The following is a 13,771-nucleotide window of genomic DNA, read 5'->3' on the forward strand; positions in this document are numbered from 1 at the left end:
ATGGCTGAAGAGACCCCCCTCGACCGCTTCCGCTCGGTGCTGGCCGGCACCGCTCGCGCCGTGTCCGGCGAACCGGAAATCGAGGTGGCGTGGACGGCCGACGCCCCGGCGCAGTCGGGCGGCAACTTCCGCGTGCCGATGCCGGGTCGCAACCTGCCCGCGGGGCAGGTCGCCGAAGCGCGCGGGTTTGCCGATTCGATGGCGCTGCGGCTGCGCCATCACAATCCCGATCTCCACGCAAAAGGCCTTCCTTCCGAAGCGGTTGCACGGGCTTGTTACGACGCGGTCGAGCAAGTGCGGTTCGAGGCGCTGGGCGCCAACAGCTATGCCGGGATGCGCGAGAACCTCGACGCCTCGCTGCAGATGCGCACGCTGTCCGATCCCATCGCGCGGGCCGAGCGCGCGGAGGACGTGCCGGTCCAGACCGCGCTGTCCCTGCTCCTGCGCGAGAAGCTGACCGGGCAGCCGGTGCCCGAGGCGGCCAGGGCCGGCACGCAGATGCTGCGAAACTGGATCGAGGATCGCGCCGGCGAGGACTTCGCCGCACTGGCCGGTTCGCTCGACGACCAGAAGGCATTCCAGTCGGTCACGCTCGACCTGCTGCGTCACCTCGACCTCACCCGGACCGAGGATCTCGACCAGCCGGAAACCGACCCCGACGAAAACGCCTCGGACGAGGACGAGAACGAGGACCAGGACAGCTCCGAATCGAGCGCCGAGGACCAGCCCACAGAAGTTGCCGCCGACGCCACCGAAGGCGACGAGGACAGCGACAGCGAGGCGCAGGTCGAACGGCCCGACGATTCCGACGACGCCGACATGTCGGAAGAGGGCGAGGACGGGATGCTTCCCACCCGCCCCCGCAGCAACTGGGCCGACATCCCCGACGGCTTCGATTACCGCGCCTATACCGAGGAATACGACGAGATCGTCGGTGCGACCGAGCTGTGTGACGAGGACGAGCTGACCCGACTGCGCGCCTATCTCGACACCCAGCTCAAGGGTCTGCAGGGCGTGGTCACCCGGCTCGCCAACCGCTTGCAGCGCAAGCTGATGGCGCAGCAGAACCGCAGCTGGGACTTCGACCAGGAAGAGGGCCTGCTCGACGCCGCCCGGCTCGCCCGCGTGGTGATCTCGCCGGGTCACTCGCTGTCCTACAAGGTCGAACGCGACATCGAGTTCAAGGACACCGTCGTCACCCTGCTGATCGACAACTCCGGTTCGATGCGCGGCCGCCCGATCTCGATCGCGGCGATCAGTGCCGACATCATGGCCCGCACGCTGGAACGCTGCGGGGTCAAGACCGAGATCCTCGGCTTCACCACCCGGGCGTGGAAGGGCGGGCAGTCGCGGGAGAAATGGCTGGCCAATGGGAAGCCGGGACAACCGGGCCGTCTCAACGACTTGCGCCACATTGTTTACAAAAAAGCTGACGAACCCTGGCGCCGCGCGCGGCGCAACCTCGGGCTGATGATGCGCGAGGGCCTGCTCAAGGAAAACATCGACGGCGAGGCGCTGCTGTGGGCCCACGCCCGCCTGCTCGCCCGCCCCGAGGACCGCCGCATCCTCATGGTCATCTCAGACGGCGCGCCGGTCGACGATTCGACGCTGTCGGTGAACAGCGCCGGCTACCTCGAGCAGCACTTGAGGAAAGTGATCGAATGGATTGAAAAGCAATCCCCGGTCCAGCTCGTCGCCATCGGCATCGGCCACGACGTCACCCGCTATTACCGCCGCGCGGTGACGATCATGGACGCCGAACAGCTCGGCGGAACGATGGTCGAGCAGCTGGCCGGGCTGTTCGACGACGATTGAGGTGGCGCGGCCTAGCCGACCAGATTTTCGAATTGGTCAGCTAGAGGCACGATGATCTGCGCTAGAAACTCTGTAGTCTGAAGCTTTCGACCAACAGTTTTGGTGTCCACCAACACGGATTGGTCCGTCTCGACCAACGACATTCCGTCTCTTCTGACTGTCCAATGGAAAAGAAACCTAACATGGCCTTTTACGCTGGATTTATCGCCGAGTCCCCATGATGGGGCGCAAATAGACGCGTCGATTCCGATTAATTGAACGCTAACTGAGACCGGACTGCTCTTGGCGGCTTCGCGTGTCACTTTGTAGCCGCGATTGGCTAGGAGGTCTGCGAGTGGCGTAGCGAACTCATCCGCGACCCGGACAAAGTCTACCGCCGATACGGATCCGTTAGGCAAGCACGCCAGTCCGGCCTTTTTCGGACCTACTTTTCCGAGTGCGGGAGTTGGCATTAAGGCTAGCAATCCAACGCTTTTCTCGGGCGTCGCACTTGCAGGCACAATCGCTAAGGTGGGCGACAGGCTTATCAATAAGGCATTGGAAAATTTGCCCATTCGAAGCTTCCTTGCGTCATATTGCGACTTTCAAGGAAACTTCGAATGGCGGGATTGTCTAGAAGGACTGCTTTCATTTCGGAGAGAACGAATCAGTTGGTCGCTGTTTTTGACGTGCCTGCTTCGACAGTCGCGTCGCCCGCTTTGTTTTCGATAGGCGCTGGCTGTGAAGAGGATGACTGCGGAGCAACAGAAGGCTCCATCGCACCAAACACGAATAGAGCTTCATCGATTTTGTCCCAAGCATTGCGATACACAACCGCATCGAGGATCGGCTTATCCTGTTGTGAAGCCTGACCGTATAGTCCCTGCGACGTTTTACTATACATAAAGTTGAGTCGGACGCGAGACATGCCGTTCGGAAGGTTCTGGATGTACGCGGTCATGCGAGTAATAGCGCTCGAGCGACCACCCCCCAGTGCCTCGAAAAAACTTGTTTTCTGTTCAACCGCACTAGTTGCCGTAATCAGACCGGTCTGCACATCTGCCGATTGGACCTGATAGCCAAGGTCCTGCACAACGGTCATCACGGCGCCGAAAAGGTTTTCCTTGCTGACTTCAAATTCTCGCGACTGCAATGCCTGCAATTCGAGCGGCGTCAGTTCCGGCTGTTTTTTCTTCGCGAAGGCAGGAGCGTGGGATGCTGCGAAGCCAAGAGCTGCGATAGCAATCAATAGGTTTCGGAAAAAAATCTTCATCAGAAATCACTCGTGCGGCTGCGGAAGTCGGTTACGACATCATCCGAGTTAAACTTAATAATCAGTGTCATTGTTCTGCTCGTTTGCGAGAACCCGCTGGCCTTGCTGCTCCCGCCGACGAGTAGGATAGTCCAAAAGCTATCCTTCTCCTTTGATTTGGAAACGGTAGCATGGCGCTGATAGGACCAGACTTCTTGTCCGCTTCCATCTCGCGTCGTGATGTTCGGGGCACCGAAAACTTCAAGCACATCGGCCTTTGTCGTTTGGCCAACGCGCATATTAAGTTGAACATTGCCTTGGGTGAGTTCGCTGTTCTTGCCGTCAAGCGAAACCTGAGCGCTTGCAGGCACGGCAATATAAAAAGCCGAAGCCAAAATCGAAATCGCTAAGTGGCGCATAGTACCCCCTGTTGATATCGAATGCCCTATCACGGCGTGTGGTGGCTGGTCCAGCTTGCGATCGCCGACAGGCTTGACGCCAGTGGTTTAACTGACCAATTAAACCGCCCATGGATACCGCCAGCACCGTCACCGAAGCCGTCCTCTCGCGCCGTTCGATCCGGCTGTTCAAGGACACGCCCGTTCCGCTCGAAACCATCCGCCGGGTGCTCGACAAGGCGCGGTGGGCGCCGTCGGGGTGCAATTTCCAGCCGTGGGAGGCGACGGTGGTCTCCGGGGAGCCGCTGAAGAAGCTGCAGGAAATCCTCCTCGTCACCCCTCCGCAAGACCCGATCGAGTACAGCTTCAGCGATCCCGAGGTGATCCCGGAGTGCAAGGCGCGGCTCCAGCAGGTCGGCGCGTCGATGTACACGGCCATGGGGATCGGCCGTGCCAACGCTGATGCCCGGGCGGACTTCGTGAAGAACAACGCGCTGTCGTTCGGCGCGCCGGCGCTGCTGCTGGTCTATTTCGACCGGCGGATGGGGCCGCCGCAGTGGTCGGACGTGGGCATGTGGCTGCAGACGATCATGCTGCTCTTCCGCGAAGAGGGTCTGGACACCTGCCCGCAGGAATTCATGTCGCTCTACGCCCGGGTCATCAAGGACTTCATCGGCGTGTCGGACGAGAGCCACATCTTCTTCTGCGGCATCGCCATCGGCGAGGGCGACCGCGCCGCGCCGGTTAACCAGTTCGAGCGCGAGCGCGTGCCGCTCGACGGCCACGTCCGTTTCCTTGGCTTCTGATTAGATGGACGTCAGCGAAGCCGTCGCCACGCGCCGTTCGGTCCGCCTGTTCACCGACCAGCCGGTCGAACGCGCGGTGATCGAGCGCGTGCTGGAGAAAGCCCAGCGCGCGCCCTCTGGCGGCAACACCCAGCCGTGGAACGCGATCGTCGCCACCGGCGAGCCGCTGCAGCGCCTGTTTGCCGATTGCGAGAAGGCCTTTGCGCTGGGCCGTGCGGGGCACCAGCCCGAATACCACGTCTATCCGCCGGAACTGTCCGGAGCTTACGAGACCCGCCGATTCGGCGTGGGCGAGGCGATGTACGCGGCGCTCGGCATTGGCCGCGAGGACAAGAAGGGCCGGCTCGCGCAGTTTTCCGCCAACTTCCGCGCGTTCGGCGCGCCGGTGCTGATGCTGGTCCACACGCCGCGCTACATGGGCCCGCCACAGTGGTCGGACATAGGGATGTGGCTGCAGACCGTGATGCTGCTGCTGCGCGAGGAGGGGCTCGACAGCTGCGCGCAGGAGGCGTGGGCGGTCTACAGCCCGCAGATCCGCGCGAATTTCGGGATTCCCGGCGACCACATTTTCTTCTGCGGGCTCGCCATCGGCCACCGCGACGCCGCTGCGCCGGTCAACTGCTTCCCTGTCCCCCGCGCCCCTGTGTCGGAAAGCATTACATGGGAAGGCTTCCCCGGATAGATCGCGGCCGCGCTGGCTGATCTGGGCTCAGTTCTAACCCTTGGCAGCGGGCGCGGATTGGGCCTATGAAGCTTCCCAATCCATAAACATGGCTGCCGGGTCGCATCGGTACATCGCAGGCGGGGGCTGGTCTCCGTCGCGGCACTGGGGAGCGTGAGATGCGACATCGTCCTTTGAGGGCGCTATTGACGCTGGGTACCGCCCTTGCGGCGGGTGCGGCCACGTTCGGGCTGGCGGCACCGGCCGCGGCGCAGGACCTGCCGCTCCTCCTGCGCGACAGCTTCCCGCTCGGCAGCGGTGGCGGCAACGCCCTGTGCCAGGTGCAGAGCCGGGCCGACGATGTGGCCAACAAGACCCCGTTCGACCGGACCTGGGCGGTCGTCTGCCGCGATTCGGCGCTGCCGGTGGGTTACATCTTTGCGCTGCGCAATTCGGGCGAGGATCCGGTCCGCCGCCTGATCGACCGGCGCGGCACCAACGTCGCCTGCTCGGCCGGGTTGTCCGACGTCGGCTACAAGGAAGCGCCGACCGGGCAGAAATGCCGCTGGCAGAATCCCGACCTCGCGTATGAACTGGCCCGGGCCGATCGCGGCAAGACCAGCTATTTCGTCGAGGGTTTCACCGCGTATCACGGCGCGCTCGACCTCGCGATGCGTTCGATCATGGCGGGCAAGCTGATCGAGGAGCCGATCGAGGTGGCGACCACCTCGATCGACGACAGCGAGGCTTACGCCCGCATCCAGGCGCTGACGCTCGATCCGGCGACCGCGCTGGCGGAAGGGTATCGCCGCAACAACTCGGGCGACTACGCCGACGCCGCCGCCTATTTCGAAACACTCGACCAGCGGCTGGCCGGCGACGCGGCGGGGATCGACCGGGTCGAGTTTCTCGTCAACGCCGCGCTCCAGCGCTCGAACCTCGGCCAGTTCGCCGAGGCCGACCGCCTGTTTGCCAGCGCCGATGCGCTCCCGGCCGGCTCGGGCGTCGTGGAGCGCCTGCGCCGCAATTACGAGACGATCCACCTGCTCAACCAGGACAAGTTCGAGGAGGCGCTGGCCCGTCTCGGCCAGCCGCTCAAGGCGACGGCGGCGATGGGCGCGGACACGCTGCGCCAGACCGGCGAACTGACCCCGGCGCTGGTCAAGCGGATCAACCTGGCCGACACCGGGACCAACGCGCTCGGCCTGATCGACGACCTCAAGCTCACCGACGACGAGCGTGCGGCGATCCTCGATGCGCAGGCCCAGCACCTGCGCGGCTCGGCGCTGCGCCTTCTCGGCCGCAACGACGAGGCACGCCAGGCGCTCGGCGCCGGCCTCACCTCGGCCATCGCCGTGCGCAACGGCCGGGTCGTCTCGATCGTCAAGATGCGCTCGCAGATGATTACCGAGCTCGCCGAGATCGACGAGAGCGAGGGCAAGATCGACAGCGCCGAAGGGCTGCTGCGCTCAGCGCTCGAGATCGTCGGCGTGCAGTATCCGGAATCGCGCAGCTATGCCGCCGGGCAGGCGCGCCTTGCCGCGTTCCTCACTCGCCACGGCAAGGGCGACGAGGCGCTGGCGCTGTACCGCGATGTCGTCTCGCGGTCGGTCGAGCGGCGCAATGCGCTGTCCGGGCTGTCGCGGCAGATGGCGCCGTATTTCGACCTACTGATCGCGCGCGCAGGAACGGACCAGTCGGCCAATGCGGACTTCTTCGCCGCCTCGCAGATCCTCGTCCGCCCCGGCGTTGCCGAGACGCAGGCGGTGCTCTCGCGCGAGCTTTCGGGCGGCAGCGACGAGGCGGCGCGCCTGTTCCGCCAGTCGATAAGCCTGACCCGCTCGATCGAGAAGGCGCGGATGCAGCTCGCGGCGTTGTCGCGGCTGGAGGACGCCGGCTCGCGCAAGGACGAGATCGCCGGGCTCACCCAGCAGATCCAGGGGCTCGAGCAGCAGGAGCAGGCGACGGTCATCAACCTCGCCAACTATGCCCGGTACCGGGTCGTCTCGCAGCGTGCGATCCCTCAGGACGAACTCCAGCAGGGCCTTGCCGCGGGCGAGGGCTATGCCAAGATGGCGGTGCTCGGGCCCGATGTGTTCGTTTACTTCGCCACCAAGGACAAGGCGGTCGGCTACCGCGCCGCGATCACCGGGCCGGAGCTCGAAGCCGCGGTCGACAAGATGCGCGATTCGATTTCGAAGTACGACGGCAAGCAGTACATCACCTCGGCCTTCGACATCGAAAGCGCGCGGGCGGTCTATGTCGCGCTGTTCGGGCCGGTGGCCTCCGACCTCGCGGGCGTGCGCCACCTGATCTTCGAGCCCGACGGGGCGATGCTCAAGCTGCCGGTCAACCTGCTGGTCGCCGACGACGCCTCGATGCAGGCGTACATCAAGCAGGCCGACAGCCCCGAAGGCGATCCCTTCGACATGACGATGGTGAACTGGCTGGGCAAGGACAAGCTGGTCTCGACCTCGGTTTCGGCGCGCTCGTTCATGGATGCGCGCAAGCAGCCGCTGAGCCAGGCCAAGGAGGCCTACCTCGGTCTCGGCCATAACGCGGTGGTGACCAAGGCGCAGGCCTCGTCCGGCTCGCGCGGCGCGGGCGGCGCGGCGGCCTCGGGCTGCGATTGGCCGCTGGCGGCGTGGGACCGGCCGATTTCCGATGAAGAACTGCTCAAGGCGCGCACGCTGCTGACCGGCGAGGGGACCGACCTGATGACCGGGTCTGCGTTCACCGACAGCGCGATCAAGGGCCGCCGCGACCTCGACACCTTCCGCATCCTTCACTTCGCCACCCACGGCCTCGTCACCCCGCCGCAGCCGGCGTGTCCCACGCGGCCGGCGCTGCTGACTTCGTTCGGCACCGGGGATTCGGACGGGCTGCTGACCTTTGCCGAAATCTTCGACCTCCACCTCGATGCCGACATGGTGATCCTCTCGGCCTGCGACACGGCGGGTCAGGCGGACGTCGTGGCGACCCGCGAGGCGGGCGTGGCGACCGGCGGCGGCGCGGCGCTCGAAGGGCTGGTGCGCGCGTTCATCGGCGCGGGCGGGCGCTCGGTGCTGGCGAGCCACTGGCCCGCGCCGGACGACTTCAACGCCACCGGCCGCCTGATCAACGGCCTGTTCGCGGCGCCCGCAGGCACCAGCACGGGTGAGGCGCTGCTGGCGGCGGAGCAGCAACTGATGGCCGATCCGAACACCTCGCATCCCTATTACTGGTCGGGTTTCGCGGTGATCGGCGATGCGGCCAAGCCGCTGCTGCGGCCGATGACGAATATGGCGACCGCGCCGGCTGCGGCCGCGGCGGCGCCGCAGGGGGGAGTACGCTAGGGGATGCCGGAACGGCGCAGGGAAGCCCGCAACCGCCAGGCCGAGCTTGGCCGTTCGGCAAAGCGGGGGCTGAGGCAGCTTGGCTGGCAGCGCGTCGCCGTGGCGGCGGTGCTGCTGGTCGTCGCGTTGTTCGTCGCCGCGCGGAGCTGGGAGCTGCCGCTGCTGTCGGACGCCGAGCACGCGCTCTATGACCTGCGCGCCACCAATGTCGCCCCGGCGACCGACCAGGACCCGCGCGTGGCGCTGGTCGTCTATACCGCCGACACCAACCGCGCGACCGGCCAGATCTCGCCGGTCGACCGGACGATCCTCGCCAACGCGCTCGCCAACATCGACAAGATGGGCGCGAAGGGCGTCGCGATCGATATTCTCTTCGACAGCCCGCAGGACGATGACCCGCTGCTGCAATCCACCCTGAAGGCGATGCAGACCCCGGTGTTCCTCGCCTATGCCAACAACAAGACCAATCCCGAGGCGATCACTTACGAGCAGGAACAGGATCTTACCGGGTACATCAAGGCGGTCACGACGCAGAAGGTCGGGCCGACCTCGATCCTGCTGGAGACCGACAACGACGGCGTTGCCCGGCGCTGGCCGAACCAGTACCCCGGCCTGCCGCCGCTGCTCGCCATCGCGTTGACCAGGAACGTCGCCGGCGATGCCGATCCGAGGTTCGAGACCTATACCGGCCCGATCCGCTACCGCGTGCCGAGCGCGTCGGACCGCCCGGTGTTCTTCAAGACCCCGATCGACATCCTCGCCGATCCCGAAACCGCGCCGTTCCTCGAGGAACAGATCAAGGGCCGCTACGTCCTGATCGGCGGCGACTTTTCGGACTTCGACCAATTCGACACGCCGTTCACCCGCACCGGCAACCCGGTGACGGGGGAGACCCGCACCATCGGGGTCGAGGTCCACGCGCACATGCTCGCGCAGCTGCTCGACCATGCCCTGCCGACCGAAATTCCCGGCTGGGCGAAGTGGCTGGCGGCGCTCGCGGTGGTCGCGGTGGGCGCGGTTTCGGCGCTGACCCAGGCGCGGACCTGGGTGCTGGCGCTGGCCATCATCGTCCAGTTCGCTGCCTTCCTCGCGGGACCGTTCCTGCTGGCCAAAAGCAATGTCGATACGCTGGAGCTGCCCTCGTTCGGGTGGATCGTCGGCTGGCTGGTGGCCTATACCGCGGTCAGCTCGGCGCTTCGGGCGATCAACGCCGCGCAGCGCGAGTTTGCGCAAGGCGCGCTCGGCAAGTACCTGCCGCGTTCGGTCGCGAGCGAGATCATGAAGAACCCGGAGCGGCTGATGCTCCACGGCGAGAAGCGCGAGATCTTCTGCCTGTTCTCCGACCTCGAGGGCTTCACCAAGCTGACTCACGCGGTCGAGCCGGAAATGATCGCGCGCCTGCTCAATGATTATCTCGACCGGCTGAGCGCGGTCGTGCTCGAATACGGCGGGACGCTCGACAAGTTCGTGGGCGACGCGGTCGTGGCGTTCTGGGGCGCGCCGATCGCTTACCCGGACGACGGCGAGCGCGCGGTCAAGGCGGCCTGGGCGATGTACCTGGCCGGCGAGGAGTTCCGCAAGAACGTGCCCGAAGGCGTGCCGAAGATCGGCCGTACCCGCGTCGGCCTGCACTACGGCGAGGCAATCGTCGGCAACTTCGGCGGCGAGGGGCGCATCCAGTACACCGCGCTCGGCGATGCGATGAACACCGCCGCCCGCCTCGAAGGCGCCAACAAGCCGCTCGACACCAAGGTGCTGGTCAGCCGTGAGGCGGCGGAGCGCTCGGGGCTCGACTGGTTCCGCCCGATGGGCACGATCACCCTGCGCGGGCGGGCCACGCCGGTCGACGTGTTCGAGCCGATGCCCGAGGTCAGCGCCGAGGATCGCGCGCTGACCGGGCAGATTATTGCGGCGCACGAAGCCGGCGATTCAGCCCTTGTGCATCGACTCACAGACAAGGTCGCCGAATCGGGGCAAGACGAGGCCATGGCCAATCTGGTCCAGAGATTGCGGCAGACGCAAAAAGGAGAGAGTTATGTTCTCGGCTGATCGGAAGACGCTGAAGGCGCTTCTGGCGGGGGTAGCGGTTTCGGGTGCGCTGGCGGTGGCCGGTCTCGCCCATGCGCAGGCGGTGGTGGTGAACTCCACCGGTCCCTCGGCGGCGACCTATCCCAAGGGCAAGAAGATCGCGGCCAACTCGACGGTGACGCTGCGCGGCGGCGACCGCGTGACGATCGTCGACAAGGCGGGGTCGCGGGTGCTGTCGGGGCCGGGCTCGTTCCCGATCACCGGCGCGGTCAACCGCGACGGCGGCAGCTCGCTCGCCGGCATGTTCAAGAGCAGCGGCAGCGCCCGCAGCCGCACCGGGGCCGTGCGCGGCGCGCCCGGCGCAGCGCCCGCGCCGACCCCGGCCATCGCGAGCCCGGACTCGGTCTGGTACGTCGACGTCAGCAAGGGCGGTACCTACTGCGTGGCCGATCCCGCCGCGCTGGTGCTGTGGCGACCCAACAAGGAAGAAGAGGGCACCGGCCGCCTGCTCGCGCAGGACGGCACGCTCGCCGACGTGACCTGGAAGCGCGGCAACGCGCTCAAGCTGTGGCCTTCGGCGACGCTGCCGGTGGTCGACGGACAGAGCTACACCTTCAGCCACCCGGTCGGGCCGTCGGTCAAGATCACCACCCGCCTGCTTGCCGAGGTGCCGAGCGACGAAGTCGAGGTGACCGCGCTGCTCGCCGAAAAGGGCTGCGACGCCCAGCTCGACCTGCTCGCCGCGAGCGCCACCACCGAAGCGAGCGGAGGCTGACGATGCGGAGGGGGACGTTCATGCGCACGGCGCTGGCCGGCGCGGCCGCGCTCGCGGCGCTCGGCGTGTCGGGCGCGGCGCTGGCCCAGGCGGTCGTGGTCAGTTCGACCGGCCCGTCGAAGGCCAGCTATCCGGCGGGCAAGCGTTTCAAGGCGGGCGACCAGATCGTGCTCAAGGCGGGCGATCAGGTCACGATCCTCGACAAGGCCGGTAGCCGGGTTCTGTCGCAGCCGAGGACCTACACGGTCGACGGTGCCGTCAACCGCGACACCACCGCGGTCGCCCAGCTCGGGCGCTCGCTGGCCAAGCCCGGACCGGTGCGGCGTGCGGGGGCGGTGCGCGGTCCCGGTGACCCGCCCAAGGCAGAGCCGCTGCCGCCGTCGGTGTGGCTGGCAGACGCATCCGTGGGCGGGCGGGTCTGCGTGCTCGAGGGAAGCGACCTCTACCTGTGGCGCGACAATTCGGACAAGCGGCGGTTCTCGTGGCTCGGCGACGAGGGCGGCGGCGGCATGGTCCGCCTGCAGTTCCCGCAGGAAGTGGCGGGCGTGGCCTGGCCGTCGGCGATGGTCCCGCTGGTCGATGGCCGCACCTATCGCCTGACCGAAGAGTCGAATCCCGACAATTACAAGGATTTCGAAGTCGTTATGCTGTCGCCCGACTCGGTGCCGGTGGATGCTGCGGGCCTCGCGGTAACGCTGCTCGACAACGGCTGCCGGGCGCAGTTCGAATGGCTCGCCAAGTCGGCGCCGGTGGTGACGGACAGCGGGGAAAAGACAGACAACAGCAGCTAGCAGACTGCTGACATACGGGTCGCACAGGGTGGAGAAGAGATCGAATGACCGACCTGTGCACAGCGCGGCTCCGCAAGGGGCCGCCAGGCGTTTCCAGTCCGCCCGTTCCGGCGCGGGCTGGCTTGCGTCTGGCGCTGGGGCTTGCCTTGACCGCCGTGGCGCTTCCCGCCGCGGCCCAATCCGTGCCGCCGCCTGCGCCCACGGTGCAGCCGCCGACCCGCGAGGAATTACAGCGCGGCGTCGCTGAAGGGACGCTGAACATGGCCGGCCCGCCGGCGGCGGTCGACACCAGCGAGGTCGAGCGCGCGCCGTGCCCGCTTGCCGCGCCGGAGTTCGCCAACCTCAAGCTGACCCTGCGCTCGGTCACCTTCACCGGGGCCGATGCGGTGCCCGAGATGGACCTTGGCAGCACCTGGAGCGACCTGGCCGGCACCGAGCAGCCGGTTTCGGTGATCTGCGAGATCCGCGACCGCGCCGCGACCAGGTTGCGCAACGCAGGCTACCTCGCCGCCGTCCAGGTCCCGCCGCAGAAGATCGAGGGCGGCAACGTCCGGCTCGACGTGCTGCTGGCGCAGATGACGCGGGTGCAGGTCAAGGGCGACGCCGGTGCGTCGGAGGGCGTGCTGGTCCGCTACCTCAACAAGCTGACCGAGGACCCGGTGTTCAACACCAACCGGGCCGAGCGCTACCTGCTGCTCGCCCGCGACGTGCCGGGGCTCGACGTGCGCCTGGCGCTGCGGCCGATCGAAGGTTCGCCGGGTGAGGTGGTGGGCGAAGTCTCGGTCCGCCAGATCCCGTTCTTCGCCGACCTGACGCTCCAGAACTATGGCTCCAAGGCGATCGGGCGCGAGTCCGGGCTGATCCGGGTCCAGGCCAACGGACTGACGGGGCTCGGCGACTCCACCAGCATCAGCTTCTTCTCGACCGCCGACTTCCACGAGCAGAAGGTCGCCCAGATCGGCCACGAAATGCGGCTGGGCGGGGAAGGCTTCGTCCTGCGCGGCAACTTCACCTATGGCTGGAGCCGGCCGACGGTGACCGGCAACGCGCCGTTCAAGTCGAACACGCTCGTCGCCACGCTGGAGGGTGCCTATCCCTTCATCCGCCGCCAGGCGATGAACCTCTACGGCGCGATCGGCATGGACCTGATCAACCAGGACATCGATTTCGGCGCGATCCCCCTCAACCGCGACCGCATCCGCGTCGCCTATGCCCGGCTCGACATGAACGGCGTGTCGAAGCGCTCGATCACCGGCCAGGACGGCTACACCCCGCTCGAGCCGCCCTGGCGCTGGGGTGCGAGCCTCGAGCTGCGCAAGGGCCTCGGCCTGTTCGATGCGACGGAAAGCTGCGCCGGGCGGATCGGTGCGTGCCTGACGCAGGGCACGGTCACCCCGACCCGGATCGAAGGCACCGCGCAGGGCTTCGTCATTCGCGCCGACGGCATCTTCGAATATCGGCCCAAGCGCGAGGTGACGTTCTCGCTCGAACCGCGGGTGCAGTATTCGCCCGACGCGCTGCTCAGCTACGAAGAGTATTCGGCCGGCAACTACACCGTCGGGCGCGGTTATGATCCGGGTGCGATCATCGGCGACAGCGGGGTCGGCTTCCGCACCGAGGTCAGGATCGGCTCGCTGATCCCCAAGACTCCGGGTGCGAGCGCGTGGCAACCCTATGCGTTCTTCGACGCCGGCTGGGTGTGGAACCACGACAGCGTCTTCGACGGGTTCAATCCGCAGAAGCTCTATTCGGCGGGTGCGGGCATTCGCGGCATGATCCGCGAGGCGATCCGCGTCGATGGCACGGTGGCGGTGCCGTTGCGCGACGTGCCGGGCCAGCCGGTCAAGGGCGACGTCCGGTTCCTGATCAATCTTTCGGTCCAGCTCGCGCCTTGGCGCTTCTGAGGACCGTGAACATGCAATACCTGGTGG

General features: G+C 66.6%; 11 protein-coding genes. 8 read left to right on the plus strand and 3 right to left on the minus strand.

All coding sequences use genetic code 11. From position 1 onward, the window contains the following. Positions 1–1,815 (plus strand): cobaltochelatase subunit CobT, encoded by a 1,815-nt coding sequence (cobT, locus tag AC3WLD_RS08590; RefSeq protein WP_492556534.1) that lies wholly within the window; start codon positions 1–3, stop codon positions 1,813–1,815. Between the two features lie 11 nt (positions 1,816–1,826). Here the strand turns inward: cobT and AC3WLD_RS08595 are convergent, their stop codons facing one another. From AC3WLD_RS08595 to AC3WLD_RS08605, 3 genes are all read right to left on the minus strand, one after another. Beyond that, entirely contained in the window at positions 1,827–2,369 is a 543-nt protein-coding gene (locus tag AC3WLD_RS08595; RefSeq protein WP_492556535.1) for a hypothetical protein, read from the minus strand. Between the two features lie 92 nt (positions 2,370–2,461). Further along, positions 2,462–3,067: a hypothetical protein gene (locus AC3WLD_RS08600; RefSeq protein ID WP_492556536.1), complete on the minus strand. Its 606-nt coding sequence runs from the start codon at positions 3,065–3,067 to the stop codon at positions 2,462–2,464. After that, positions 3,067–3,465 carry a hypothetical protein gene (locus tag AC3WLD_RS08605; protein WP_492556537.1) on the minus strand — a complete coding sequence of 133 codons (399 nt, stop codon included), beginning with the start codon at positions 3,463–3,465 and terminating at the stop codon, positions 3,067–3,069. The genes AC3WLD_RS08600 and AC3WLD_RS08605 overlap by 1 nt, the downstream gene beginning before the upstream one ends. Positions 3,466–3,575: 110 nt before the next feature. On the opposite strand from AC3WLD_RS08605, the gene AC3WLD_RS08610 reads away from it, so the two are divergent. The 7 genes from AC3WLD_RS08610 (at position 3,576) to AC3WLD_RS08640 (ending at position 13,744) form a co-directional block, all read left to right on the plus strand. Then, on the plus strand, positions 3,576–4,250 hold the full coding sequence (locus AC3WLD_RS08610) for a nitroreductase (RefSeq protein ID WP_492556538.1): 675 nt from the start codon (positions 3,576–3,578) through the stop codon (positions 4,248–4,250). A gap of 4 nt (positions 4,251–4,254) precedes the next feature. Then, positions 4,255–4,932: a nitroreductase gene (locus AC3WLD_RS08615; RefSeq protein WP_492556539.1), complete on the plus strand. Its 678-nt coding sequence runs from the start codon at positions 4,255–4,257 to the stop codon at positions 4,930–4,932. 158 nt (positions 4,933–5,090) lie between these two features. Continuing rightward, on the plus strand, positions 5,091–8,246 hold the full coding sequence (locus AC3WLD_RS08620; RefSeq protein WP_492556540.1) for a CHAT domain-containing protein: 3,156 nt from the start codon (positions 5,091–5,093) through the stop codon (positions 8,244–8,246). A gap of 3 nt (positions 8,247–8,249) precedes the next feature. Continuing rightward, complete coding sequence (locus AC3WLD_RS08625) at positions 8,250–10,295, plus strand: CHASE2 domain-containing protein (RefSeq protein ID WP_492556541.1); 2,046 nt, start codon at positions 8,250–8,252, stop codon at positions 10,293–10,295. Further along, positions 10,282–11,049, plus strand: a complete 768-nt coding sequence (locus AC3WLD_RS08630) for a hypothetical protein (RefSeq protein ID WP_492556542.1) — start codon at positions 10,282–10,284, stop codon at positions 11,047–11,049. Before AC3WLD_RS08625 ends, AC3WLD_RS08630 begins: the two co-directional genes overlap by 14 nt. Before the next feature lie 2 nt (positions 11,050–11,051). Further along, complete coding sequence (locus AC3WLD_RS08635) at positions 11,052–11,840, plus strand: hypothetical protein (RefSeq protein WP_492556543.1); 789 nt, start codon at positions 11,052–11,054, stop codon at positions 11,838–11,840. A gap of 44 nt (positions 11,841–11,884) precedes the next feature. Further along, a complete protein-coding gene (locus tag AC3WLD_RS08640) occupies positions 11,885–13,744 on the plus strand; it encodes a ShlB/FhaC/HecB family hemolysin secretion/activation protein (RefSeq protein WP_492556544.1) in 1,860 nt (619 codons plus the stop codon). The last annotated feature ends 27 nt before the right edge of the window (positions 13,745–13,771 follow it).

The organism is Novosphingobium sp. FW305-C-111 (assembly GCF_058783565.1).

Excerpts from the sequence above, each read along its gene's own strand:
- AC3WLD_RS08640 (WP_492556544.1), top strand. The coding sequence starts at position 11,885 with ATGACCGACCTGTGCACAGCGCGGCTCCGCAAGGGGCCGCCAGGCGTT.
- AC3WLD_RS08595 (WP_492556535.1), bottom strand. The coding sequence starts at position 2,369 with ATGGGCAAATTTTCCAATGCCTTATTGATAAGCCTGTCGCCCACCTTA.
- AC3WLD_RS08610 (WP_492556538.1), top strand. The coding sequence starts at position 3,576 with ATGGATACCGCCAGCACCGTCACCGAAGCCGTCCTCTCGCGCCGTTCG.
- AC3WLD_RS08605 (WP_492556537.1), bottom strand. The coding sequence starts at position 3,465 with ATGCGCCACTTAGCGATTTCGATTTTGGCTTCGGCTTTTTATATTGCC.
- AC3WLD_RS08620 (WP_492556540.1), top strand. The coding sequence starts at position 5,091 with ATGCGACATCGTCCTTTGAGGGCGCTATTGACGCTGGGTACCGCCCTT.
- AC3WLD_RS08630 (WP_492556542.1), top strand. The coding sequence starts at position 10,282 with ATGTTCTCGGCTGATCGGAAGACGCTGAAGGCGCTTCTGGCGGGGGTA.
- AC3WLD_RS08625 (WP_492556541.1), top strand. The coding sequence starts at position 8,250 with ATGCCGGAACGGCGCAGGGAAGCCCGCAACCGCCAGGCCGAGCTTGGC.
- AC3WLD_RS08600 (WP_492556536.1), bottom strand. The coding sequence starts at position 3,067 with ATGAAGATTTTTTTCCGAAACCTATTGATTGCTATCGCAGCTCTTGGC.
- AC3WLD_RS08615 (WP_492556539.1), top strand. The coding sequence starts at position 4,255 with ATGGACGTCAGCGAAGCCGTCGCCACGCGCCGTTCGGTCCGCCTGTTC.
- AC3WLD_RS08635 (WP_492556543.1), top strand. The coding sequence starts at position 11,052 with ATGCGGAGGGGGACGTTCATGCGCACGGCGCTGGCCGGCGCGGCCGCG.
- cobT (WP_492556534.1), top strand. The coding sequence starts at position 1 with ATGGCTGAAGAGACCCCCCTCGACCGCTTCCGCTCGGTGCTGGCCGGC.